This window comes from Pseudoalteromonas lipolytica (assembly GCF_003515105.1).
GTDB lineage: Bacteria > Pseudomonadota > Gammaproteobacteria > Enterobacterales > Alteromonadaceae > Pseudoalteromonas > Pseudoalteromonas lipolytica.
The window spans coordinates 3,345,777-3,370,663 of the sequence record NZ_CP032090.1 but is presented as its reverse complement, the minus strand read 5'-3'; the positions used below and the strand labels follow the sequence as shown (position 1 = coordinate 3,370,663).

Annotated in this window: 21 protein-coding genes; 16 read left to right on the top strand and 5 right to left on the bottom strand. The window is 41.9% G+C overall.

Annotation, left to right across the window (positions count from 1 at the left end; genetic code table 11):
- The first annotated feature begins 15 nt into the window (after positions 1–15).
- Complete coding sequence (locus D0907_RS15100) at positions 16–471, top strand: hypothetical protein (protein ID WP_036973319.1); 456 nt, start codon at positions 16–18, stop codon at positions 469–471.
- Between the two features lie 210 nt (positions 472–681).
- Here D0907_RS15100 and ppx read toward each other — a convergent pair whose 3' ends face one another.
- The 3 genes from ppx to D0907_RS15085 form a co-directional block, all read right to left on the bottom strand.
- Positions 682–2,169, bottom strand: a complete 1,488-nt coding sequence (ppx, locus tag D0907_RS15095; RefSeq protein WP_036973318.1) for an exopolyphosphatase — start codon at positions 2,167–2,169, stop codon at positions 682–684.
- Positions 2,162–4,249, bottom strand: a complete 2,088-nt coding sequence (gene ppk1 / locus D0907_RS15090; RefSeq protein WP_075594511.1) for a polyphosphate kinase 1 — start codon at positions 4,247–4,249, stop codon at positions 2,162–2,164. The genes ppx and ppk1 overlap by 8 nt, the downstream gene beginning before the upstream one ends.
- Positions 4,250–4,375: 126 nt before the next feature.
- Complete coding sequence (locus D0907_RS15085) at positions 4,376–4,882, bottom strand: glycine cleavage system transcriptional repressor (protein ID WP_036973316.1); 507 nt, start codon at positions 4,880–4,882, stop codon at positions 4,376–4,378.
- Between the two features lie 346 nt (positions 4,883–5,228).
- Between D0907_RS15085 and D0907_RS15080 the strand changes: the two genes are divergently transcribed.
- The 10 genes from D0907_RS15080 to D0907_RS15035 all read left to right on the top strand — a co-directional run bounded on the left by D0907_RS15080 (position 5,229) and on the right by D0907_RS15035 (position 16,054).
- Positions 5,229–7,463, top strand: a complete 2,235-nt coding sequence (locus D0907_RS15080; RefSeq protein ID WP_065979566.1) for an ABC transporter permease subunit — start codon at positions 5,229–5,231, stop codon at positions 7,461–7,463.
- Positions 7,464–7,478: 15 nt separating this feature from the next.
- Positions 7,479–9,128 carry a phosphate ABC transporter permease PstA gene (pstA, locus tag D0907_RS15075; protein ID WP_036973315.1) on the top strand — a complete coding sequence of 550 codons (1,650 nt, stop codon included), beginning with the start codon at positions 7,479–7,481 and terminating at the stop codon, positions 9,126–9,128.
- Between the two features lie 26 nt (positions 9,129–9,154).
- The gene (gene pstB, locus D0907_RS15070; protein WP_036973314.1) at positions 9,155–9,982 is read left to right on the top strand and encodes a phosphate ABC transporter ATP-binding protein PstB; all 828 of its coding nucleotides are present in this window, start codon (positions 9,155–9,157) and stop codon (positions 9,980–9,982) included.
- A 47-nt stretch (positions 9,983–10,029) separates the two neighbouring features.
- Positions 10,030–10,731, top strand: a complete 702-nt coding sequence (gene phoU / locus D0907_RS15065; protein WP_036973313.1) for a phosphate signaling complex protein PhoU — start codon at positions 10,030–10,032, stop codon at positions 10,729–10,731.
- A gap of 149 nt (positions 10,732–10,880) precedes the next feature.
- Positions 10,881–11,558, top strand: coding sequence for a TIGR00153 family protein (locus D0907_RS15060; protein ID WP_036973312.1), 678 nt, complete (start codon positions 10,881–10,883; stop codon positions 11,556–11,558).
- Positions 11,559–11,600: 42 nt separating this feature from the next.
- Positions 11,601–12,869, top strand: a complete 1,269-nt coding sequence (locus tag D0907_RS15055) for an inorganic phosphate transporter (protein ID WP_036973311.1) — start codon at positions 11,601–11,603, stop codon at positions 12,867–12,869.
- 84 nt (positions 12,870–12,953) lie between these two features.
- Positions 12,954–13,880 carry a hydrogen peroxide-inducible genes activator gene (locus D0907_RS15050; RefSeq protein ID WP_036973310.1) on the top strand — a complete coding sequence of 309 codons (927 nt, stop codon included), beginning with the start codon at positions 12,954–12,956 and terminating at the stop codon, positions 13,878–13,880.
- 123 nt (positions 13,881–14,003) lie between these two features.
- Positions 14,004–14,546: an RNA polymerase sigma factor gene (locus tag D0907_RS15045; RefSeq protein WP_074989223.1), complete on the top strand. Its 543-nt coding sequence runs from the start codon at positions 14,004–14,006 to the stop codon at positions 14,544–14,546.
- A complete protein-coding gene (locus tag D0907_RS15040) occupies positions 14,539–15,138 on the top strand; it encodes a hypothetical protein (RefSeq protein ID WP_118844707.1) in 600 nt (199 codons plus the stop codon). Before D0907_RS15045 ends, D0907_RS15040 begins: the two co-directional genes overlap by 8 nt.
- Before the next feature lies 1 nt (position 15,139).
- A complete protein-coding gene (locus D0907_RS15035; RefSeq protein WP_075594507.1) occupies positions 15,140–16,054 on the top strand; it encodes a hypothetical protein in 915 nt (304 codons plus the stop codon).
- 29 nt (positions 16,055–16,083) lie between these two features.
- Here the strand turns inward: D0907_RS15035 and D0907_RS15030 are convergent, their stop codons facing one another.
- Both D0907_RS15030 and D0907_RS15025 read right to left on the bottom strand, forming a co-directional pair.
- On the bottom strand, positions 16,084–16,287 hold the full coding sequence (locus D0907_RS15030) for a hypothetical protein (protein ID WP_118844706.1): 204 nt from the start codon (positions 16,285–16,287) through the stop codon (positions 16,084–16,086).
- A 231-nt stretch (positions 16,288–16,518) separates the two neighbouring features.
- On the bottom strand, positions 16,519–19,029 hold the full coding sequence (locus D0907_RS15025; RefSeq protein WP_118844705.1) for a two-component system response regulator: 2,511 nt from the start codon (positions 19,027–19,029) through the stop codon (positions 16,519–16,521).
- Between the two features lie 215 nt (positions 19,030–19,244).
- Between D0907_RS15025 and queA the strand changes: the two genes are divergently transcribed.
- From queA to secF, 5 genes are all read left to right on the top strand, one after another.
- A complete protein-coding gene (queA, locus tag D0907_RS15020) occupies positions 19,245–20,276 on the top strand; it encodes a tRNA preQ1(34) S-adenosylmethionine ribosyltransferase-isomerase QueA (RefSeq protein WP_036973304.1) in 1,032 nt (343 codons plus the stop codon).
- 258 nt (positions 20,277–20,534) lie between these two features.
- Entirely contained in the window at positions 20,535–21,662 is a 1,128-nt protein-coding gene (tgt, locus tag D0907_RS15015) for a tRNA guanosine(34) transglycosylase Tgt (RefSeq protein WP_036973303.1), read from the top strand.
- Between the two features lie 29 nt (positions 21,663–21,691).
- Positions 21,692–22,030, top strand: a complete 339-nt coding sequence (gene yajC / locus D0907_RS15010) for a preprotein translocase subunit YajC (RefSeq protein ID WP_036973302.1) — start codon at positions 21,692–21,694, stop codon at positions 22,028–22,030.
- Between the two features lie 22 nt (positions 22,031–22,052).
- Positions 22,053–23,912 carry a protein translocase subunit SecD gene (secD, locus tag D0907_RS15005; RefSeq protein ID WP_036973301.1) on the top strand — a complete coding sequence of 620 codons (1,860 nt, stop codon included), beginning with the start codon at positions 22,053–22,055 and terminating at the stop codon, positions 23,910–23,912.
- 8 nt (positions 23,913–23,920) lie between these two features.
- Positions 23,921–24,868: a protein translocase subunit SecF gene (gene secF, locus D0907_RS15000; RefSeq protein WP_036973300.1), complete on the top strand. Its 948-nt coding sequence runs from the start codon at positions 23,921–23,923 to the stop codon at positions 24,866–24,868.
- The last annotated feature ends 19 nt before the right edge of the window (positions 24,869–24,887 follow it).

Genomic DNA, 24,887 nt, shown 5'->3' with positions numbered 1-24,887 from the left:
TAATAAGGAATGCACATGCAAGTTAAAACAATACAACAGGTTTATGATTGGACCGTTTTATTTCACACCCAAATGGCGGCCAACTTCCATAGTGTAAAAGACTTATTGGATGAACATAATCAAATGCTGGTGGAGTATTATCTCAACTATGAGAAAAAGCTCGCCGAAGATTTGGTTGGCTTTAAAGCCATTACCGAAATAAACACCCTTGATACTTACTGCTATGAATATTTTGCAGACAACCCTGAACTGATCACATTCAGTGACATCAGCACTGATCAGCAAATAGACGAAACAGCCATTCAAGTTTACCTATCAACTCAACATAAAAAGGTGATCGATTTATACGAGTACCTTGTTTCGCGAGCAGAAACCCAAGACACGATTGAAAAGCTTGAGCGCTTACTCGAACTTGAGCATCAAGGCTTAAAGCAAATGATGCAAAGTGCTAATCGTCATAGGGATATGTAATACCATTAATCCGCAATAATACTTAATCATTTTGGGTGATTAAACCAGTTGCTACCTGCGTTAAAAATGTCTGATTTACGACTGCATGGATGCAGAGCAATGCAATGCAAGAGCAATGGCCGAGAACAACTAAATAACGACATTTTAGCCTTGTTATCAACGCGGTTTTATTGCCTCAAAATAGACCACTAATTAAGCAGAGCGGTATCATTAATGAAAATCGAGCAAAAAGCCGACTTTTTTAAGGTATTTTTGTTCTTGCTGTAAATCGGCCAAAAGCAAAGTATGTTCCTTCAGCCACGTGTCGTTGAATTTTAAGAACATGCTATTTTGCTTGGCCGTTACCGTTAACGACACGCCTTGATCTGGTGTGCGTTTTTGATTTAAAAGCACGGCAAGACGCAAAATCACGATCAGCTGTAAAATTTGATGGTGTTGCACTGTGTGTAAAGTGGGAAATTGGTCTAAACGAATCTTTTTACGGTAAAAGCGGATCATACAGCTGAGTAGCGTTTGCTGTTGCTGTGTAAAGCCCGGAAGCTGACTATTTGCCACAATATAAGCACTGTGTTTATGTAAACCAGATGAGTTTATGCCCAGCCCTATTTCATGTAACTGTGCCGCCCAATTAAGTAAATTTAAAAAATCGGGATGGCTGAGCTGCCAAGGTGTTTTAACGTGTTCAAATAACCATTCAGCGGTGCTAGATACGCGGTTTGCGTGTTCTTTATCGATGGTATTGCGATCGCTTAAATTATGAATGGTATTGGTGCGAATATCTTTGTGTGCGAGTTTTTGCTGCATTTCATGCAAGAGCCCTTCACGCAGTGAAAAGTCACTGTATTGCATCGCATCGATGTCGAAAAGCGTAAAGAGTGCAATTAAAATCGCGAGCCCACCACAAATACTCTCTTGTCGCTCAGGTGTTAAACCTTCAATGTGTAAATTTTGAATCTGTTTAGCGGCAATAAATTGCGTTTTAAGCTCATGCAGTCTTTCAAGAGTAATCAGCTCTTGCTCTGCGTCATTTGCATTAATCATTGCCAAAATTGATTTTATTGTACCCGATGTCCCCACGACAGACTGCCAACCTGTGTTGATGTAGTTCGCAAAGATAACTTCAAGCTCTTGCTCTGCGCGTATTTGTGCTTTCGCGAAGCGTTTGGCATTAATTTGTCCATCAGCAAAAAACTGCTTTGTATAGCTGACACACCCCATGTTTCGGCTTGAAAGTAAGCGATGCTTAAAGTGTTTACCGATAATTAATTCGGTGCTTCCACCGCCGATATCAATGACTAAGCGATTATTATCATGATGAATGTAATGCGCGACACCTTGGTATATCAAGCGCGCTTCTTCTTGTCCTGAAATGACTTCAATCGGGTATGGAAAAACGTCACTGGCTTGGGTTAAAAACGAGTGAATGTTTTTGGCACGTCTTAGTGTATACGTGGCGGCAACCTTCACGTTCTCAAGTGGAAAGTCCTGTAATGTGGCTGCAAACTGCTTAAGGATAGCTAAAGCGCGTTCGATTGCCGCTTGGCTCAAATGATTTTTATCATCTAAGCCATCCGCTAAATATACCCGCTGCTTTTCTTTATGGAGTATTTGCAAAGAGCCATCGACTTCTCTTGCGACCACTAAATGAAAACTGTTTGAGCCTAAATCTACTGCAGCAATTGAAGGATAATCATTCATTATTATAGTTACTTTCCCATTTCTTTAAGTGATCGTAGATGGCAATTTGCGAGCGAATTTTCTTGCGATTACCTCGGCGAACATAGTGATTTTTCTGCTCACTGTCGATCAAACGTGCTTTAGTTCGGTCTTTAAACTGTAGCTCAAGAATATCAATAATGAGTTGCTTAAGTTTTGCATCAAAAATAGGAACGGCCACTTCGACACGATGGTCTAAATTTCGGGTCATCCAATCGGCAGAGGAAATATAGACTTTTTCATCACCATTGTTATGGAACACCATCACTCTGGGATGTTCTAAAAATCGGTCAACAATGCTTATGATACGAATATTGTCATGCGCACTGGTGGTTGTAGGGACTAATGAGCACATACCGCGAACGATAATACGTATTTTAACACCGCGTCTTGCAGCAAAATAAAGGTGATCGACAAGCTGCTTATCAACTAAATTATTCACTTTTAAGGTAATACGGCCCTGTTTTCCACGCTCTACGAGGGCGATTTCATCATCAATGAGCGCCATAATTGTTTCGCGCGCATTGACAGGCGAAATCATTAAATGTTCAAAATGAAAAGGTCGGTAGCTACTTTCAATAAATTTGAACACGCTGTCACACTCTTCTGTGATCCCCTCGTGTTTGGTGAATAAGCTAAAGTCGGTATAAATTTTTGCGGTTTTTTCATGGAAATTCCCCGTCCCAATGTGAGCATACTTCACGACGGTGTTTTTTTCTTTACGGTGAATAACGCACAATTTACTGTGCACTTTTAATGCGGGAATACCAAAAATAACTTTAACCCCAGCATTACTAAGCGTTTTCGCCCACTCAATATTATTTTGCTCGTCAAAGCGCGCCTTTAACTCAACCATAACTGTGACATGCTTGCCATTTTTTGCAGCATTAATCAGCGTTGACACTAAGCGCGATTGGCTCGCAACGCGATATATATTTACTTTAATTTGCGTAACATCAGGGTCAAACGCAGCTTGGCGGACAAACTCTAATAAATGATTAAAGGTGTGATAGGGGTAGTAGAGTAAAATATCGTGTGCTGAAATCGCGTCAAACACACTTGAAAACTGATTAAATGCAGCACTTTTTAACGCCGCCAATGGTTTATTTTCTAAGTATTGGCGACCCACATTCGGAAAGGCGATAAAGTCTCTAAAATTGCGATAGCGTCCTGCAGGAATAAGCGCATCATGCTGGCTTATATTGAGGCGTTTTTTCATGACACTGAGCATGTCATCGGGCATGCTTTCATCATAAACAAGGCGTACAGGCTCGGCATAAATCCGCTGTTTTAGCCCCTTCGACATTTTATCGAGCAACCCTTCTTCAAGTTCATCATCTAGATTGTACTCAGCATCACGGGTTAATTTAATTGCATAGCACTGAATATCATCAAAGCTAAAAAAGCTGCTAAACACATCGCGAATAAAATAAGCGATGATGTCATCCAGCATCACAATGGTTTTATGGCGACGAGTTTTCTCTGGCGGCAAAATAATAAAACGCGGCACTCGGTCGGTAGGGACTTCAAGCATTGCGTAATGGCTTTTTTGCGTACTCATTTCGACAAAAAAGTAGGTCATTGTGTCGTTAATTTGATCGGAGTAGTCTTTTTTCTCTGTGATCAAAATAGGTAAAATATGTTGCAATACACTGTCGTGAAAGAATTTTTCTAGCCAGTTTAAATGGAATTCGCTTAACTTTTCGGGTAATTCAACATGAATATTGTGCTCATTTAAGTCGGCTAAAATATCCTTATGAATTTGATTAAATTTCTTACCTAGTTGCAGTACTTTTTTTTGTATTTGCTGTAACAGTATTTCGTCTTCTTCAAAATTCGCGTCAGGCAGTTTGTTAAGTAGAATACGACGCTTAACATCGGCGACACGCACACGGAAAAATTCGTCCATGTTGTTTGAATAAATCCCTAAAAAGCGCATTCGTTCGATGATTGGGTTCGACTTGTCTTTTGCTTCTTGCAGTACGCGCTCATTAAAAGACAGCCAACTAAGCTCTTTGGCAAAGTAAGTGACGGCGTGTGAAGAGGAGTGACTTGCGTTCATCTGTTTTTCCAACGTTTCTGGCTAGTTAGAATATAGAGGATGCAGATGACGGTTATGTGACATACGTGTCACTAATGTGACACGTCGTTAGGTATCAAGGGTTATTTGTGCCCTTATAGTCGTTGATTAAGCATCTTCTATATCAACAATAAGATCGGTGGTAATCGATTCAAGCGCACTGATGACTTCGTCTTTGTTCATCCCCACTGGTAGCGCAACGGTGGCCACCGCGCTAAAAATAGGCACTCCCCAATTTGGCGCACTCTGTTGTTTTGAATTGAGATGCGTAATGTTAGCGCCTTTGTGGCGAATGACACTGGCAAGCTCTTGCACGATGCCTGGTCTATCGTTACCGGTGATCACAAAATTAATTTCTTCAGAAGGCACGTCAGGTAAGGTATCAGTGCCGCGCTCAATCCTTACCTCTAAATGCGGTAAGCTGTGCAGCGCATCTTGCAATTCTTGCAAGTGTTCTTCAGGAACTGCGGCTTCAATAATGCCCGCAAAATGGCCCGCTAAATGACTTAAGTTACTGGTTAACCAATTGCCATGATGGCTTAAAATCGTGGCTGAAATATCTTCGACGAGGCCCGGTTTATCGGGACCTAAAATAGTAATTACTAACTGCTTCATATTTAATTCTCTATAAAAAGCCTCTGAAAAATGCAAAAAAGGAAGGAGGCGTTGGGTTAAGATGATTCTTATTATTGAAAAAAATAAGTCACATTGAGTATTAATGCTGATTTAACGTTTGTCCAATTTTTTCCATAGAGTAATAAAAAATTAGCGATAACAAATTGTTAGCTTAATTCCTTTGGCATTCTTAGAGTATTGTTTTTGGTAGTATTTTGGTCATGTTTTAGGGATAAACCCCGTATCTAAAATACCTGTTTTATTACACTGAAATATGACGTTTGTAACAATACTGTCATCTTGGTGAAATATAATGCGCCCAACGTTAAGATTTAAGGGTGTTTTGATGACTTCCAATCCGAATAAACCGACCTTTCATACGGATAGAAGCCGTCTATTTAAAGATCGGTTTGCCAAGTGGGGTATTTCCGCAGGTGGTGTAATGGTGCTTGTCGCGCTGTTACTAATTTTCTTTTACCTTCTTTATGTTGTTCAACCTATTTTTGAATCAGCAAAAGTAGAGACACGTAACAGTGTAAAACTACAAAATGCGTCAGAAATTGTTGGGCTCGGTATTGAAGAACAAACCGAAGTTGCCTTTTTACTAGGCGAAAAAGGCACGGTTGATTTTTACAATGTTGAAAAACAACACTTCGGTAAAAAAATCACCACTCTTAACACTGAACTCCCCAGTGATGTAAGCAGTTTTGCAAGCTCAGCTCCTTTTCAAGGGCAATACGCTTATGGCCTTGAAAACGGGTCTGTTATGGTTGTGGTGCCGAAGTTTTTGGTCACATTCCCTAACAATGAGCGTCAATTAACGCCTCGTTTAGATTACCCTCTGGGTAAAGTGGCGTTAGAAGTTGATGAGCAAGGCGCTGCCATTAAGAAGTTTGCATTTAGCCATTACGAAGATAAAACCGCGGTGGTTGCGTTAACTGCGGATAAACGTGTTTTATTTAGCAGCTTTTTAGCTGAAGAGAACATGTTCACTGGCGAAGTTGAATGGAGCGTTGAGCGCACAGAGCTTGATATTGATGGCCGTGTTGATGAGTTATTAATGTCGCCAGATACGACGCGCACCTTTATTCGCTCAGCTAACCAAATTTATGTTTACGATACGCGCTATCCGTCTGAGGTAGAGCTTATTCAAGTACTTGCTGCAAACGAAGAAAACGCAAACCTCGTTTCTACGCAATTACTTGCCGGTGCAAACTCATTGATGCTTGCCAATGATAATGGCGAAGTTTCGCAGTGGTTTGAGGTGAATACCGACGAAGGCCGTGAGTTTCAAAAAATTCGCGCGTTTGAAACCAGCAAACAATCAAAGTTAAGTATTTTCACTGAATTCTATCGCCGCACTTTCTTTACTGCGGGTGCCAATGGCGAACTAGGCATTTACTACACCACCAGTGAAGCAAAGCTGTGGCAAGGTAAAGTCAGTGACGGCCCAATTGATAATTTCGCAATTGCGCCGCGTTCAAATGCTGCACTTATTCTTGCTGATGATGCATTGAAAGTGATTGAAATCCATAATGAGCACCCAGAAGTAACGTGGTCTGCATTATGGCAAGAGGTTTGGTACGAAGGTTACCCTGAACCTGCATACATTTGGCAGTCAACTTCAGCGAGTGATGATTTTGAGTCTAAATTCTCGTTAGTGCCAATTTCATTCGGTACCATTAAAGCCGCACTATACGCGATGTTATTTGCGGTACCAATTGCCTTATCTGCGGCTATCTACACCGCATACTTCATGTCGAGTGAGCTGCGTAAAGTCGTAAAGCCAACCGTTGAAATCATGGAAGCGTTACCGACCGTTATTTTGGGTTTCTTAGCCGGTCTTTGGTTAGCGCCGTTAATTGAAGAGCATTTACCAGCGATTGTGGGCTTACTGCTGTTACTACCGATTGGTATCTTACTGACTGCATTTGGTTGGAATAAGCTGCCAGCTTCTATTCGTCACCGTGTGCCTGAAGGTTCGCACTCAATCTTATTGATTCCGGTTGTGCTGTTTATTGGTTGGTTGTCATTTGCGATGAGTGGCACAATTGAATCATGGGTATTCGATGGTAATGTTCGTCAGTACCTCACCAATGAATTAGGCATGACATTCGACCAACGTAACTCGCTCGTTGTCGGTATTGCGATGGGCTTTGCGGTTATCCCCACTATTTTCTCGATTGCAGAAGATGCGGTGTTCAGTGTTCCTAAACATTTATCGAATGGTTCACTGGCACTCGGTGCAACACAATGGCAAACACTGGTACGTGTGGTTCTTCTTACTGCAAGCCCAGGTATTTTCTCCGCAGTGATGATGGGTCTTGGCCGTGCAGTGGGTGAAACAATGATTGTACTTATGGCAACAGGTAACACGCCTATTATGGATTGGAGTATTTTCCAAGGTATGCGAACACTTGCAGCGAATATCGCGGTTGAAATGCCAGAGTCAGAAGTAGGCAGCTCGCATTATCGCATTCTATTCTTAGCAGCGTTTGTACTATTCATATTCACATTTATTTTCAACACAGTGGCTGAGTTTGTTCGTCAGCAACTGCGTGATAAATACAGTTCAATGTAGGTGGAGAGACACGACATGGTAAAGCAGTGGTTTAAGTCTGGTTCTCCTTGGATTTGGATGACCGGTGGTGCGGTGAGCATCAGTTTAATCTCAGTTCTTGGTTTGTTAGCCATGATTGCTTGGAAAGGTTTAAGCTTTTTCTGGCCATCAGAAGTTATTCAACTTGAGTTACAAGGCTCAGTTGCAAAACAAACTGTGATTGGTGAAGTTTATGATCGTGAGCTCGTTGCAAAGTCACGTATTGAGGCAACAGGCGTTGATTTATCTCATTACGACAAAGAGCAGTTAGAACGTTTATTAATTAAAACCGGTAACCGTGAATACGTTGATTTAGATTTCCGTTGGGTATTAGAAACCGATATCAAATCACGCACAGCGCCGGCTGAACTTGCCGTATTTGAGCGCAGTAAAAATGGTAATTTTTACGGCTATGTTGACCAAGTTATTAAAGACGGCGAAGTTATCACAGAGAACAAAATAGACGTACTCTATGATCTTGTTGAGCGTGCTGTTGAGTTAAATGACCAAGCACTTGATCTGCAAAATGGCGACATTGGTCACATTAACTACGAACTTGAGCGCTTACGTTTAAAAGAAAAAGCGTATCAGCTTGATAATGAACTTACCGATGAACGTGTTGCAGAGCTGGCAGCTGCCCGTGCTGAGCTACGTGAAGAATACTCGGTACTTGAAAAACAACTTTTTGCGCTACGCAAAGAAGCAAAGCGTGACCAAGTAACCGTAAAAGATATGCGCGGTGAGGTTGTTACATTACCACTTTATCAAGTGCTTGATGTGTGGTTCCCAAATGACATGGGGTTCTTTGCTAAGTTAGGTCATTACTTTGTACAGCTAGGTAAGTTTGTGTCAGACGATCCGCGCGAAGCAAACACCGAAGGGGGTGTATTCCCTGCGATTTTCGGTACCGTGTTCATGGTATTACTGATGGCCGTTATTGTGACGCCATTTGGTGTGGTTGCGGCAATTTACTTGCACGAATATGCAGCCAAAAATGCTGTTACGAAGATGATTCGCATCGCCGTTATCAACCTTGCGGGTGTACCATCTATTGTTTACGGTGTATTTGGTCTGGGTTTCTTCGTTTACATGTTGGGTGGCAGTATTGACCAATTATTTTACCCTGAATCATCGCCAAGCCCCGTTTTTGGTACGCCAGGTGTGATATGGTCGGCATTGACCCTTGCGATTTTAACCTTACCTGTGGTTATCGTTTCAACAGAAGAAGGTTTATCACGTATTCCAAGTACTGTTCGCCACGGTTCATTAGCACTGGGTGCGACAAAAGCTGAAACCTTATGGCGTATTATTATTCCAATGGCCAGCCCAGCGATTATGACTGGATTAATTTTAGCGGTTGCACGTGCCGCGGGCGAGGTTGCGCCACTTATGTTAGTGGGTGTGGTTAAAATGGCGCCTACATTGCCACTAGACGGCAACTTCCCATACGTACATTTAGATAGAAAATTTATGCACTTAGGTTTCCACATTTATGATGTTGGTTTCCAAAGCCCGAACGTAGAAGCGGCACGTCCGCTGGTATATGCCACGGCATTCTTACTGGTTTCAGTAATTATCGCCCTGAATATCACCGCGATTGGTATTCGTAACCATTTACGCGAAAAGTTTAGAGCTCTAGAGCATTAATACAGAATTTTTATAGGTAGACAGAGATGATTACAGTTGCACCACACGTAAACCAAGCGAAAAGCGCGGCAAAACTAGACTTAGAGAATCTAACCGCAGAGCAAACTGCGTTAGAGATTAAAGATTTAGATCTATACTACGGTGATAAACAAGCGCTTAGCGGCGTAAATATGAAGATTCCCAAAGGTCAGGTAACAGCGTTTATCGGCCCATCGGGGTGTGGTAAATCAACGCTGCTTCGTTGTATTAACCGTATGAATGATCTAGTTGATAGCTGTCGTATCACCGGTGAAATTTTACTACATGGTCATAACATCTACGATAAAAGTGTCGATGTTGCCGCACTGCGTCGTAATGTTGGTATGGTATTCCAACGTCCGAATCCATTTCCAAAATCAATCTACGAAAATGTTGTTTATGGCCTACGCTTACAAGGAATTAAAGAAAAGCGTAAATTAGACGAAGTCGTTGAGCAATCTTTACGTGGTGCTGCATTGTGGGATGAAGTAAAAGATCGTCTTCACGATAGTGCATTTGGCCTATCAGGTGGTCAGCAGCAACGTCTTGTGATTGCGCGATCAATTGCGATTGAGCCAGAAGTGCTCTTGTTAGATGAGCCAACATCGGCACTCGATCCAATTTCTACATTAGTTATTGAAGAGCTCATTAACGACTTAAAGAATAAGTTTACCGTGGTTATTGTTACTCATAACATGCAACAAGCCGCGCGTGTATCAGACCAAACAGCGTTTATGTACATGGGCGAATTGATAGAGTATTCAGATACCAACACCTTATTTACGACACCAAGTAAAAAGAAAACAGAAGATTACATCACTGGCCGCTACGGCTAGTCGAATAAAACACTTGGTAACGTAAACGAATTTTATAGAGGTAGACAATGGAACATAATATTAATAAGCATATTTCAGGTCGCTTTAATGAAGAGCTTGAAAATGTTCGTAACCATGTACTTAGCATGGGTGGCTTAGTTGAGCAGCAGTTAAATAGTGCGCTTGATGCGGTTAGTAAAGGTGATGCAGAATTGGCGCAAAAAGTCCGTGAAAACGACTACAAAGTAAACGCCATGGAAGTCAATATTGACGAAGAATGCACACGCATTATTGCACGTCGTCAGCCTGCTGCCAGTGATTTACGTTTAGTTATTGCGATTGCGAAAACAATCGCCGATTTAGAGCGCATTGGTGACGAAGCAGAGCGCATTGCAAAAGTGGCGCTTGATTCATTTACCAAAGATCAACAAGATCTTCTTGTTAATATTGAAAATATGGGTCGCCAAGTGTCGAAGATGCTTCATGATGTACTTGATGCATTTGCCCGTATGGATGTGCAATGTGCCTTCGAAGTTCATAAAGAAGATGCAAAAGTTGACCGTGAATATGAAGCAATTACGCGTCAAATTATGACATATATGATGGAAGATCCACGCTCAATCCCTAAAATTATGGATTTAGTGTGGTCAGTTCGTTCACTTGAGCGTATTGGCGACCGTTGTCAGAATATCGCAGAATACATTATCTATTTTGTGAACGGTAAAGATATTCGTCATACATCTCAAGCAGATATCGAAAAGTCGCTGTAAATTTTTAAGCACTTTTCATTTTTAAACCGAGCGGCTTTAGGCCGCTTTGTCTATTATTGGTGATGTCAGGCAGAAAAAGCGTTCAAAATCGTACACAATGCTGTAAAATTCGAACCTGCCAAAGCATACTAATTTATAAAGGGTCAGTTATGCCTACAAATGCATTTTTAGGGGTTTTTGCTAAATCTCCTATTAAGCCTATGGAAGATCACATTAAGAAAGTACATCAAGCAAGCAAAGCCTTGATCCCTTTCTTTAATCACGTTTTTAAAGAAGAATGGAAAGAAGCGGAGGAAATCCGTCTAAACATTCGTAATTTAGAACGTGAAGCGGATGACATGAAACGTAACATTCGCCTTCAACTACCGCGCGGCTTATTTATGCCAGTTGAGCGTACCGATTTGTTAGAGCTTGTTACCCAACAAGACAAAATTGCGAATAAAGCAAAAGACATTGCAGGTCGTGTAATTGGTCGAGAAATGACGATTCCGGTAGAAATTCAAGAAGATTTTCTTGCTTATGTAACACGTTGTGTTGATGCGACAAAACAAGCATCAAAAGCAATTAACGAGTTAGATGAGCTACTTGAAACGGGCTTCAAAGGTCGCGAAGTGACTTTAGTAGAAAAAATGCTCGTTGAATTGGATGCAATCGAACAAGACACGGATGACATGCAAATCAAAATACGCCGTCAATTGCGCGCCGTTGAAAATGAACTAAACCCAATTGATGTGATGTTCTTGTACAAGATCATTGAGTGGGTCGGCGATCTAGCTGATATTGCAGAGCGCGTAGGTTCTCGTCTTGAGCTGATGTTAGCTCGTTAATTTAAAATCAGTTCAAATACGAAAAATTAAAGGTTTCACACAATGGATATCATTGCAAATTACGGCACTTTTTTAGTTTTAATTGCCGCAGCAGTCGGTTTCTTCATGGCTTATGGTATTGGTGCAAATGACGTTGCCAATGCGATGGGTACATCAGTAGGTTCAAAAGCACTTACTATCAAACAAGCAATTATTATTGCGATGGTGTTTGAATTCGCAGGTGCTTACCTTGCCGGTGGTGAGGTTACATCAACTATTCGTAAAGGAATTATCGACGCCACGCCATTTATTGATATACCTGAGCTTATGATCTTAGGCATGATTGCCGCGTTATTTGCTGCAGGTAGCTGGCTATTAATCGCCTCTTTCCTTGGCTGGCCTGTATCGACTACTCACTCAATTATCGGTGCGATTATTGGTTTTGCTTTAGTGGCTGTTGGCAGCGAAGCAATCCAATGGAATAAAGTACTGGGCATTGTGGGGAGTTGGATTGTAACACCTGCAATTTCGGGCTTTATTGCTTACCTTATCTTTATGAGTGCACAAAAGCTTATTTTTGATACCGATGCTCCACTTAAAAACGCTAAGCGCTTTGTCCCTGTGTATATGGGTCTAGCGGGCTTCATTATGTCTTTAGTTACGATTAAGAAAGGCTTGAAGCACATTGGTATTAACCTAGGCGCTGTTGAGGGTTACGCACTTTCTATCGCGATCGCTGTCGTGGTTGGTATTATTGGTAAGTTTGCTATTTCACGCTTAAAAATTGATCCTAAAGCTGACAAGAAAATGCAATTTAATAACGTTGAAAAAGTGTTCGCGGTATTAATGGTATTAACAGCTTGTTGTATGGCATTCGCCCATGGTTCGAACGATGTTGCAAACGCGATTGGTCCACTAGCTGCTGTTGTAAACATTGTTGAGCACAACGGTGAAATTGCTAAGAAAGCCGCTATCGCATGGTGGATTTTACCACTGGGTGGTTTGGGTATTGTTGCTGGCCTTGCTATTTTAGGTAAGAAAGTAATCAAAACAATCGGTGAAGGTATTACTCATTTAACGCCTAGCCGTGGTTTCGCTGCTGAGCTTGCTGCTGCATCAACGGTTGTTATTGCATCAGGTACGGGTTTACCAATCTCTACAACACAAACGCTTGTAGGTGCTGTATTAGGTGTTGGTATGGCACGTGGTATCGCAGCGCTTAACATGGGTGTTGTAAGAAACATTGTAGTTTCTTGGGTAATTACATTGCCAGTTGGCGCAGCCCTTGCTATTGTTATTTTCTACGTACTGAGAACAGCCTTCGGCGTTTAAAAAGTACTAACAGACTTTTAGCTTGAAAAGATCTCAATGCCCTAGGTATTGGGGTCTTTTTATTTGCAGGTAGTAAAAAAGAGTATGAATAACTTACCCAGTATTAAACAACTACAATATTTACTCGCCGTTCATCAGCACCAACACTTTGGTCGTGCCGCAAGTGCCTGCTTTATTGGTCAGTCCACGTTAAGCAGTGCGATTCAAAACTTAGAAGAAACCTTAGGTTGTCAGCTTATCGAGCGTGAAAATCGCAGCTTAATGTTTACTGCCATTGGGGAAGAGGTCGTAGAGAAAGCACGTAAAATCATTGACGATACGCTAAGTTTGAAAGAACTCACCAAAAGCTTTTTAACCCCGTTAAGTGGTAAGTTAACCTTAGGCGTGATCCCTACCATCGCCAGCTTTATCGCGGCGCCGTTGTATCACTTTTGCAAGCAAACATTTACCGAGCTTGAGTTAGTACTTGTTGAAGATACCAGTGAAAAGTTACTGGATAAGCTTGAACACGGGCAAATTGATATCGCGTTGCTTGCGTTGCCGTTCGATACCGAAAAGTTTCACACCCAAGTGCTCGCTAAAGACCACTTTAGCTTAGTTCACCATAAAGATTATATGCCAGCGAAAGGTGTCGAAGACTTTAACTTGTTGCCCGATGCCAGTGTGTTTTTGCTAGAGCGAGAGCACTGTATGACAGGTCATGCCTTAAGTGCTTGCCATTTAAATCGCTCAAGTTGCATTAACCCGTTTGAAGCGGCCAGCTTACATACGTTACTGAGCATGGTTGAGCATCAACTGGGCGTTACTTTTTTACCGCAAATGGCGATTAACGCCGGCATTCTAGAGAAAAAAGACATGGTGGCAACGCCATCACAAAGCGACGCATACCGAGATATTGGTATTGTGTGGCGTAAAACCACCGGGCGAATCCGCGATTTTAGGCTGTTTAGTCAACAGTTAGAGCTGTTTCTTGCCAAGCAATGCAGCTTACATACCCAATCAGCAGAATAAATTGCAGCCCCAAATAAAAATTTGGGGTTTTTTATTATTAAAGCAAACTATTTTTTTCCTTCCTTCGACTAACTTTATACATTACCCCTTTTTACGATAGATAAATAACATGACGAGGCTACCGTGTTTTTTCAATCACTCGACACATTAATTGCCAAGGCGCAACAAGGCAATAAACGGGCATGGTTGAAATTAGTGAAGCAACATGAAACGCAGGTCTATAACTATTGTTTGCGAATGTTGAGTCACCCTGATGATGCAATGGACTTAATGCAAGAAGTGTTTATTTCTGTGTATAAGAGTTTGCCTAGCTTTCGGGGAGATTGCAGCTTTAATACTTGGCTTTACCAAATCGTGCATAGACGAAGTGTTGAGTATTATCGTCGCCGTAAGCACCACCAAAGCCTAGATGCTTTACCCGAAGAAGCCTGTGAGCGTAGTGAAATAGAAGCGAATCAACAGCAATCTCAACAGCATAATGAGCTTAAAAGTATGATGAACAATTTGCCGTGGGAGCAGCGTTTGGTTGTAGAGTTAAAGTTTTTTCAGCATTGCACATTTGAGGAAATTGCTGAGCAGTTAGGTATTTCAACTAATACTGCTAAATCAAGATTATACAGTGCGTTAGGTAAGTTAAAAGTGCATTTGGAGGCAGTAGATGGCTAATTTAGAGTCGTTATTTACAGCATGGCTAGAAGGTGAAAGCTTAACGGAAGAGCAAATTAGGTTGCTCGAAAGTAATCCTGACTATGCCTTGATGATGGAAAATGCGACAAAGTGGCAGCAGCATAGTCTTAACTATCAACCGTTACCAGTACCTGACTGGGATCGTGGTTCTTGTATGCCACAAACGCACAAGCAGGCTGTGTATTTTGGTTCTGGTTTATGGGCGATGGCTGCGTCTATCGCATTGTGTGCCTGGTTATTAATAACCAGCCCAGAACAAACAGACTCACAGTTGCTTGAGCAAGTGGCTAAGCAAACTCGTTTATTAGAGTCACAACAAAAACAAATAGATCAATTGCAGAACATGCTAACAGCACAAAATGACATACAACAACAGCATATGTATCAGCTAGCGAAAGAAGCGATTAAAACGGGTCGTGTAGAGCGACAAGAAGATATTGCCAGTGTGCTTGCTTATATCAAAACGCAGCGCGCCCAAGACCAAGCATACTTGCGTATGCAATTGAATGATTTAGCAGAGCAAGTGGATGGCCGACCCATGCCAACCGTTGCCAACAACGTGGAGTATTAAAATGCCAAAGAACATGATAGCCAGTGCGGTGTTATTGCTATGTGGTGTAGCAACAGTGAACCCTGTGTTTGCACAAAGTAGTGATGAGTTAGATAAAATTCAGCGTGAAGTAGGAATTATGGAAAAAATTCTTACGGCTGCTTTAAAGCAAGATACGGATAACAAAGTGAGCAACGTGTCAGCAAGTTATTTACAGCACCAAGGAGTGGTGTTTAGTTTTGACGTGCGGGGGTCGCGATGGTCAACTATTTTTGCATCGGTGCCTGATGCTCCTTTGCCACCTATGCCAGATATTAATTTTGATGAAATAAGCGACATTGAGATTCTTGGTGACCATGTGCAGGTGATAAGCGACGCTGTGGTCGTTAAAACGCAAGAAGCGTATCAGCACGCGATGGAAATGATGCGTGAAAGTGCAGAGCAAGTCCGTGAAGTGGCTGAGCAAGAGCGTGATATTAGCCGTGAAATTCGTGATCTTGAACGCGAAAAACGTGATATTGAATTTGAGCGTCGTCATGATAAGGAAGCTGAAAATCAAGCACTTGAGCAACGTAAAAAAGAGTTACAAGCCTCTATTAAAGAGCTTGAAAAAGAGCAACAAACGCTGTCATTGAAGCAGCAAAGGTTACGCAAACAACTTGCAGAGAAAAAGCAAGCGCGCGCAAAAGAGCAGCAGCAGCAAATGATGGCCCTAACAAACAGTGTAAATAACAGTATTGCATTATCGTTGTGTGATTATGGCAGTGGTTTACGAAGCTTACCCGACGATGAGCACGTCAGTGTTGTTATTCGCGGACTCGATCAGAGCAAAAAGGATCACATTAAAGTGTTTAAAAAAGCAGATATTAAACAGTGTGTAGTGGGGAATATTAAATCGTCGCAACTACTCGAACGTGCATCAAGCTATGTATTTTAATTAATTGATTTTCCAACCAAAAAAGCAGCCTATAAGGGCTGCTTTTCATCCATTGAAAAAGGCTTTAAGCTGGGTAAAAACAATAAGTAAACCCAAACAACCAGATTAAAATAAGGCACTAAGCCCAACCCTGTAAATACTTTTACCGGGTACCCTTTGAAGGTCGCATTACGGTAACATTGATATGCTATCCCTAGATTAACGATCAGTAACAATACGATTAGTTGTGTCATCACTTTTCTCCTAAATACCGCTAATACAAGAACTTATAGATGTTAAGTTGTTTTCAGTATGTGTAATATAAAAGGTAATGTCATGTTTTTTTTAGATTATCACTATAAATACGCGACATTATCTCTTGGCGTGAATTAATTATAGATGAGTATTCTCAGGATGGTAGATAAAAAGTTAATAAAATTGTTTAAAAATGTATCAATATTCGGGGCGAATTAGCTAGTCAGTTGTTAGCTAAAAAGTTTATTGTTAGAGATTCTTTCAAGCTCACTGCTAATTTTTTCAACGGGCATGGGGCGTGCAATAAAGTAACCTTGCCCGTAATCGACGCCTATCTCTTTTAGTGCTAAAAATATTTCTTTATTTTCAACGTATTCAGCAACAGAACGCTTATCTAAAGAGCGGCTAATATCGTTTATCGCCTTCACGAGCGCAAGGTCGATAGGGTCGTTCAACATATCGCGAACAAACGAGCCATCAATTTTTACATGTTGTGCTGGCAGCTGTTTAAGGTAGTTAAATGTACTAAAGCCAGTGCCAAAGTCGTCAATCGAGAAATGGCAGCCTAAGCCATTGAGGCGCTCTATCATTGCGCGGGTGGCCGCTAAATTATTGATACTGGCTGACTCGGTTATTTCAAAAATAATACGCGTGGGTTCAACGTTATACTCTTGTAGGCTTGATTCTATATGCGGTAATAATCGTTCATCTAAAAATGACTGTGCCGATAAATTAATAGCCACTTGGTTGAGCTCAGGAAAATCAGCAACACTTTTAATCGCATTACGAATAACACATTGGTCCATCAGGTATGTGTCGTTTAGTAACTCTAATGCGGGGATAAATTGATTCGGGTAAATAAGCTCATTATCAAGCTTTAAACGCAGTAAGGTTTCAAAGTAAGCCACATGACCACGTTTAAAATCCCAAATTGGTTGGTAATGTAATTCAATTGCATCGTGTTGCAGCGCTTGGCGAATGCTGTGGCCCCACTCTAACCCTGCTTGTAGGCTATTGTGGTGAGTGTCTTCTTTTGAATAACAATGAACCAGATTACGGCCTAAGCTTTTTGCAACATACAGCGCAATATCAGCTTGCTTAAGGCATTCGTTGGGATCATTATTTTGTGCGGTAATTTGTGTTAGGCCAATTGAGCAGCTAATCGAATATTCTTGGCCTTCTGAATGAAATTGATGTTTTTCAATGGCCATACAAATACTTTCTGCGACTAAATGGGCATCAAGCAAATTGGTGTTTTTCAGAATAACCGCAAATTCATCACCGCCAATACGGCAAATTAAGTGCTCGTCGCTAATATTGGCAGTAAAGAGTTGAGCGACTTCTTTAAGCACAATATCACCTTGTTGATGACCTTTACTGTCATTGATGATTTTAAAATGATCTAAATCGATATAAATAAGCGCATGTTCTATATCGCCATTGGTGTATTTTGCTTGGCAAATACGTTGCAATTGTTGATCAAAATAATAGCGGTTATGTAATTCAGTTAGCGTGTCATGCAATGCTAAATGACGAAGCTGTAACTCAGCTTGCTTACGTTCGTGAATGTTATCGATAGTGGCTGTAATCGTTGCAGAGTTACGGCTGTTTTTTATTAACTGCATTCGGCATTCAACCCAAATGGCATTGCCGTTTTTATGACTCAGTTGTATCTCAACTTGCTGTTGTAGCTCCCCCCCGTGCAAAATACTTTGAATCGTATCTTGTAACTTGGACTGACACTCAGGCAAACAAAAATCAGTTAACGACTTAGATAAACTTGATTTAATGCCGTATCCCGTGAGGTTTTCCCATGCAGGGTTAATAAAGCGAATATTTCCTTGCTGATCAAACTCCAATACCACGGTGTTTAAATGCAATAAAATACGTTGGTGAGCCGAAAAAAGCTCTTTATAGCGGCTTTGGCTTTGGCTTAGTTGCTCAACTTTTTGTGCAAACTCTGCATAACTCACCATAAAATCTTCACGGCGTGCGGCATGGTCACATACTTTGCTCAGTAAAGACTGATCATAAGGGGCGCGTATAAAATCGGTGACACCAGAGAGCAACAGTTGCTCGGCATAATCAGCATCGTTGTTATCAATGATGGTAACAATGGCTTGTTTAGGATTATGCTGCAATATTTCGCTAATCAGCGCGCCTGCGGGATCTGATTGCGATTGCGTTGCATCAATCAATACAATTGCAAACTTTTGTTGTAGATACGTCGCCAGTGCTGCTTTTGTCGATGTCGTGTGTGTAACAGCAAAACTGAGTTTGAGTTGTTCGTTGATGTTATTTGCTTTGCTGTTATTCGTTTCAAGCAGGAGTAAATTAAGGCGGCTGCTTTTTTCTAGGTGTGTCGACAGGACATTAGCAAGGACTTGCGGCAGCATATCTTGGCGTTCAAAAGGCAATACAGCATCAATACCATAACTGCGGGCTGTTGTTTCAGCAATACGCTCACAATAAATGGGGGGAGTTAGCAGTATAGGTGTATTTTTTGGGGTTTTTAATAACCCCGAGCGAATCATGCGCGAGAAGCGCCAGCCGTCAATTTTGCCGACTTCAAGGCCCGTAATAATAATATCCACCGGCTGGCTTTTAAGTATTTTTAACGCCTCTTGCGAGTCGTTGGCTTCAATAAACGTAAAAACATTAAGTTTGTTGAGTGTTAACTTAATTGTTTCACGCTCAGCAACGCTAGCGTTTAAAATTAGCAGTTGCAACTGCTTTGCCATGGCGCTACTACCTCTTAACTGAACCCATGCTTAGTGAATGGGTTAGAATAATGACATTTCTATTATTCTACAAGCAAACTTTACCTAAAAACGGTTATTAGCCTGTACCAGCTTACACGGTTAGGTTGTTTGTTCTTGAACCGAGGTGCTTTGCTTGAGGTGGCAAGCGTATCAGAGTAAACTTGGCGCGTTTTTATTAATGAGAGATATGCTCTATGCGCGTGGCTGATTTTAGCTTTGACCTTCCTGATGAATTAATTGCTCGTTTTCCAAAAGCAGATCGAACAAGCAGTCGTTTATTAACGCTCGACGGCCCAACAGGGCAAGTTGAACACAAAGTGTTTAGTGATATTTTATCTCTGGTAAATGAAAATGACTTATTAGTGTTTAACAACACGAAAGTGATACCAGCACGAATGTTTGGCCAAAAAGAGTCTGGCGGTAAGCTTGAAGTACTCGTTGAGCGCGTATTGGACGAGCATCGTGTACTGGCTCACGTACGTGCGAGTAAATCACCAAAACCGGGCTCTAAAATTATCCTTGAAGGCAAAGCCGAAGCAACCATGGTAGCGCGTCACGGTGAGCTATTTGAACTTGAGTTTGCTAAAGACGAAAATGTATTAGATATCTTAAACGATATTGGCCACATGCCATTACCACCATACATAGACCGCCCAGATAACGAGGCTGATCGTGAGCGTTATCAAACGGTGTATGGTGAGAAACCCGGTGCTGTTGCAGCACCAACAGCAGGGCTTCACTTTGACGATAAATTAATGGCGGCTTTAAAAGACAAAGGCATTAACATGGCGTTTGTTACTTTGCACGTGGGTGCGGGTACATTCCAACCTGTGCGTGTTGATTCAGTTGATGAACATGTTATGCACTCAGAATATATCGAAGTTCCTGATGAGGTTGTAAAAGCCGTAGCCGAAACCAAAGCAAAAGGCGGGCGTGTTGTTGCGGTGGGCACCACTTCAGTACGTTCTTTAGAGTCGGCTGCCAAAGTACATGGTGGCAAGCTTGATACTTACTTTGGTGATACTGACATCTTTATTTACCCGGGTTATCAGTTCAATGTGGTGGATGCCATGGTCACTAACTTCCACTTACCTGAATCAACGTTGATTATGTTGGTGAGCGCGTTCGCAGGCCAAGAAAACATTATGGGTGCTTATCACACAGCAATTGAGCAACAGTATCGCTTTTTCAGTTATGGTGATGCCATGTTCTTAACGCGTAAATAAGCGTTAGTCATCTTTTATATTACCCCGTAAAAAGCCCAGCATTTCACTGGGTTTTTTATTTTCAGCCATTCTTACTATGCTATGCGTTGATATGAAGCCGCTGTGCAACGCTGAATTCTGCATGGTGGGGAGAGTTTAGCTAGCGGGCTTTTTATTTTTGAATTTAGCCCAATTAATAGTAATAAATGCGCAAACAGGTTAGAATCGAGCGGTTAAATTATAGCTTGTTGGACTGTTTTTCCGACACTAGAGGATAATATGAAATTTGAATTAGACCGTACTGACGGTAAAGCGCGCCGTGGCCGCTTGATTTTTGAGCGTGGTGTTGTAGAAACGCCTGCATTTATGCCTGTAGGTACTTACGGCACGGTAAAAGGGATGACTCCCGATGAAGTAAAAGACACGGGGGCACAAATCTGCCTTGGTAATACTTTTCACCTTATGCTGCGTCCTGGCACAGAAATCATTAAGCAACACGGTGATTTACACGACTTCATGAATTGGGATCGTCCTATCTTAACTGATTCAGGCGGTTTCCAAGTATTCAGCTTAGGTGCAATGCGTAAAATCACCGAAGAGGGCGTCATGTTTAGCTCGCCTGTGAATGGTGAAAAAATCATGCTTTCACCAGAAAAAGCCATGCAAGTTCAGCGCGACTTAGGCTCTGATATTGTGATGATTTTCGACGAATGTACGCCATATCCTGCCACTGAAAAAGAAGCCAAAGACTCAATGGAGCTCTCGCTGCGTTGGGCTAAACGTTCAAAAGAAGGGCATGGTGATAATCCAGCTGCACTGTTTGGTATTATCCAAGGGGGTATGTACCCTGAGCTTCGTGCACAATCGCAAAAAGGCCTAGAAGACATTGGTTTTGATGGTTATGCACTGGGCGGTTTATCAGTGGGTGAACCTAAAAACGAAATGATCAATATTCTTGATCATTGTGCGTATAAAATGCCAGCCGACAAACCACGTTACTTAATGGGCGTTGGTAAACCAGAAGACTTGGTTGAAGCGGTGCGTCGTGGTATCGATATGTTCGACTGTGTAATGCCAACCCGTAATGCACGTAATGGTCACTTATTCGTGACAGGTGGCATTGTTAAAATCCGTAACGCAGTACATAAAACAGACACCGGTCCACTTGATCCAGAGTGTGATTGCCATACATGTAAAAACTATTCACGTGCGTACTTGCATCATCTTGATAAATGTAATGAAATCTTAGGCGCACGTCTAAACACGATTCATAACTTACGTTATTATCAACGTGTAATGGAAGGCTTACGTAATGCCATTAGTCATGGCAAACTAGACGAATTTGTTGCAGATTTTTATGCACGCCGCGGCCAAGAAGTGCCAGAGCTTGCAGATACATCAGATTAAATTTTTAGAAAAATTAAAGAGGAAGTGTAATGAGTTTATTCATCTCAAACGCGCACGCAAGTGCGGCAGGTGCAGCACCAGCAGGTGGTGGCATGGAAATGCTAATCATGTTGGGTATTTTTGGTCTGGTATTTTATTTCTTAATTTACCGTCCGCAAGCTAAGCGTGTAAAAGAGCATAAAGCCCTTATGAGCGCGATGGCAAAAGGTGACGAAGTGCTTACGCAAGGTGGTTTAGTTGGTAAAATTGCTAAAATCGCTGATGACAAAGACTTCATCGTTATCTCATTAAACGACCAAGCAGAAGTAACAGTACAAAAATCAGCTGTTTCTGCAGTATTGCCAAAAGGCACTATGAAGTCGCTATAACAATAAAAATAAGGACTCACACGTGTTAAACAAGTTTCCATTATGGAAGTATTTACTTGTTCTTGTTGTGTTAGTCGTTGGTATTTTATATGCCTCTCCTAACTTGTATGGTCGTGACCCGGCCATACAAGTATCGGGCACTAAAGGTACTGATGCTGACCTAAGCGTACTCGATAAAGTAAATGCGACCCTCAAAGAACATAACGTTACTGTTAAATCAAGCAAACTTGAAGACGGACAAATCCTTGTACGTTTTAAGAATGTTGAAGATCAACTTAAAGCGCAAGACCTACTGCGTGATTCCCTTAGTGAAGATTACATCTCTGCCATCAACATGGCTCCAGCACAACCAGAGTGGTTAAAAGCATTGGGTGGTAACCCGATGAAGCTGGGTCTGGATTTAAGTGGTGGTGTTCACTTTACTATGGAAATCGACATGGCGACGGCGGTTGATACACAGCTTGAGCAAATGGAACAAGATTTTAAAAGTGATTTACGTGAAGAAAAGCTGCGTTACCGCACGATTCGTCGTGTAGCTGGCAGCGAGCGTTTACGTGTTGAAATGCGTAACGAAGAAGATAAAGACGCAGCAGAGCGCTTTTTATCAACCCGTTACCCGCTCAATGTGTACATTGATGATAGCAGCAGTGATAACGCTTTTTACGCCAGTATGAGCGAACAAAAGCTTAAAGAAATTCGTGATTACGCTATCAAGCAAAACGAAACGATTATCCGTAACCGTATCAACCAAATCGGTGTTGCTGAGCCAAACGTTCAGCGTCAAGGTGCTGAGCGTATCATCGTACAGCTTCCTGGTGTACAAGACACAGCCCGTGCCAAAGAAATTTTAGGGGCTACGGCAACGCTTGAGTTCCGTGAAGTAGACGAAGATGCTGACCCAAGTGCAGCCTTACAAGGGCGTGTACCACCAGGCACCGAAGTGATCATGGCGCGTGACGGTTACCCTGTGGTACTAAAAAAACGCATTATTCTTGAAGGTAGCCACATCACTGGTGCGCAATCAGGAATGGATGAGTATCAACGTCCGCAAGTAAGCATTAGCCTTGATAGCAAAGGTGGCGCAAAAATGAATGCGTTCACCAAGCGCGCGATTGGTAAGCGCATGGCAACCGTATTCATTGAGTACAAGCCATCGGGTAAAACAGATGAAAACGGTAAAGCACTTCCTCCAATTAAGGTCGAAGAAGTGATTAACGTGGCGACAATTCAAGCACGTCTTGACCGTTCGTTCCGAATCACGGGTATTGATAACCCTGCTGAAGCCCATAATCTGAGCTTATTACTACGTGCAGGTGCACTTGTTGCTCCTATTCAAATTGTAGAAGAGCGCACGGTAGGGCCAAGCCTAGGTCAAGAAAACATCGAAGCAGGTATGACGGCAGTGGTACTAGGCTTTGCATTTGTGCTTGTATTTATGCTGGTTTATTACAAAGGGTTTGGCATGGTGGCAAATATTGCCCTTGGTGCGAACTTAGTATTAATCGTGGGTGTTATGTCATTAATTCCAGGTGCGGCATTAACCTTACCGGGTATTGCAGGTATCGTACTGACCGTGGGTATGGCCGTTGATGCAAACGTGCTTATATTTGAGCGTATCCGCGAAGAGCTTGCCGACGGCCGTAGTCCGCAACAAGCCGTTCATTTCGGTTACGACAGCGCATTTAGCACAATTTTTGATGCAAATATCACCACGTTAATCGCAGCAGTGATTCTGTTTGCAGTGGGCACGGGTCCAATTGCTGGTTTCGCCGTGACACTTGCGATTGGTATTATCACCTCTATGTTTACAGCCATTGTTGGTACCCGTGCGGTAATCAACTTGTTTATTGGCGGTAAGCGTATTGATAAGTTGTCGATTTAGGAGTCAGCATGCAAATCTTAAAACTCGGTGGTAAAACACTCCCGTTTATGAAGTTCCGCAAGTTTGCCATGACATTATCAACATTGTTGATTTTGGCTTCTTTCGTATCGTTTTTTACAAAAGGCTTAAACTTCGGTTTAGACTTTACCGGTGGTACAGCGGTTGAAGTTGGCTTTGCACAACCTGCAGATCTGAAAAAAGTACGTGAAGCAATTACGGCAAGTGGCTTTGAAGATTTCTCTGTTCAGCTATTTGGCTCAAGTAAAGAAATTCTTGTGCGCCTTGCACCGCAAGGTGATGGCGTGAAAGCAGAAGTCATTGGTAACCAAATCATTGATGCCTTAAAACAAACTGATTCAAGTGTTGAAATGCGCCGTATTGAGTTTGTGGGCCCAAGTGTAGGTGAAGATTTAAAAGAGCAGGGTGGCTTGGCCATGTTAACTGCACTTATTTGTATCTTGATCTACGTGGCATTTCGCTTTGAATGGCGTTTTGCGGTTGGCGCGGTATCAGCACTATTACACGATGTTATTATCACATTAGGTTTATTCTCAATACTGGATCTTGAGTTTGACTTAACGATTTTAGCAGCGATTTTGGCGGTGATAGGTTACTCACTCAACGATACCATCGTTGTATCTGACCGTATTCGTGAAAACTTCCGTAAAGTGCGTATCGATGACACCATAGAAATCATTGATATTTCACTTACGCAAACATTGAATCGTACCCTTGTAACATCAATCACCACAATTCTAGTATTGATTGCGTTGTTTGTATGGGGTGGTCAAACTATTCACGGCTTTGCGACAGCATTACTATTTGGTGTGTTCATCGGTACTTACTCATCTGTGTATGTTGCATCAGCAGTGGCGATTGCAATGGGTGTAAGTAAAGAAGACTTAATTCCAGAAGTAATCGAAAAAGAAGGTGCGGATCTCGATCCTATGCCTTAATAAGCCATGCTTAAAAAAG